This window comes from Vibrio sp. Vb0304 (assembly GCF_033338995.1).
GTDB classification, from domain to species: domain Bacteria; phylum Pseudomonadota; class Gammaproteobacteria; order Enterobacterales; family Vibrionaceae; genus Vibrio; species Vibrio alginolyticus.
This window is the reverse complement of record NZ_JAWOTT010000341.1, coordinates 1-1,064: the sequence shown is the minus strand read 5'-3', so window position 1 is coordinate 1,064 and position 1,064 is coordinate 1. Positions and strand designations below refer to the sequence as shown.

General features: G+C 46.6%; 2 protein-coding genes. Both read left to right on the top strand.

Annotated elements, in window-relative coordinates:
* On the top strand, nucleotides 1–561 hold a 561-nt coding region (locus R7P35_RS26105; RefSeq protein WP_318093380.1), incomplete at its 5' end, for an EamA family transporter.
* A gap of 100 nt (nucleotides 562–661) precedes the next feature.
* On the top strand, nucleotides 662–1,064 hold a 403-nt coding region (locus R7P35_RS26100), incomplete at its 3' end, for an SRPBCC domain-containing protein (protein WP_318093378.1).

Here is a 1,064-nt window from a genome sequence, read left to right as displayed (position 1 = left end):
GTTTTTGGTATTGTGATGGCGTTTAGTGGTGTGGTGTTGTTGGCTGGAACGGAAGGCGAATTTACTTTGCGATACGACTTACTGCTTGGTTTGGCTGGCGGTCTGTTTAACTCCGGCTCACAATTGACGCTGTATAAAGTCAGCAAAAGTAATATGTCGCCGCTAGAGATCAACTTCTGGGCGTTTAGCTTTGCCGCGTTATTTATTCTGCCTTTGGTGCTTATCAACGATGGCTCTGGACTGTTGGGGGCTCATTCATTCTCACTATCCGTTGAGCCTAGTGTGCTGTGGCTATTAGTCATGTCGATGTTGATCATCAATACTCAAGTGTTTCGTGCAAAAGCCTATCAACTGGCCAGTAGCGGCTCTCAACTCGCACCACTGATTTTTACCAACTTGTTGTTTACGGCCGTTTGGCAATCACTTTTTTTCGCTGATGTAATGAGCCGCACTCAAATCGCGGGCATGGGCTTAATTGTGCTCGCGACGGTATTGAATGGGTGCTGGGATGTATTGGTCAAGCATCATCAAAGCAAGGCGTTACAAACGAGAACATCTTAGTGCCTCGTAAAAGTAAGTTGAGATAAGCATTTAAAACGCAAGCAAATTTGATTTTTCCTGAGAATAAACTAGCGTCAATGAAGGTTCAGGGAGAGAAAACATGCTTACATTAAACTATTACGTAGAAATAACCGCGACTCCGCAGCGCGTATGGAGAGTGCTGACGGATGCTGAGCTTTACAAGCGTTGGGCGCAGGCATTTTCACCTCAATCTCAATTCGAAGGGGAGTGGGAAGAGGGCAGCGACATCACCTTTTTTGATCCGGATATGGGCGGCACTCGCGCAGTGATTGATTCTGTGCAGCCACTGCATCGGCTAGAGTTTCATCATGTTGCCATCTTTAACCCCGACAATAGGCAACAGTTGGACGCCGATATCGCCGCCAAGTGGATTGGATCTCGTGAGATCTATCAGATCGACACAGAAGACGAACGCTTGTTGCTCAACATCACCATTCACACTCACAGTGACTTTGTATCGATGTTCAACAATGGGTGGGAAA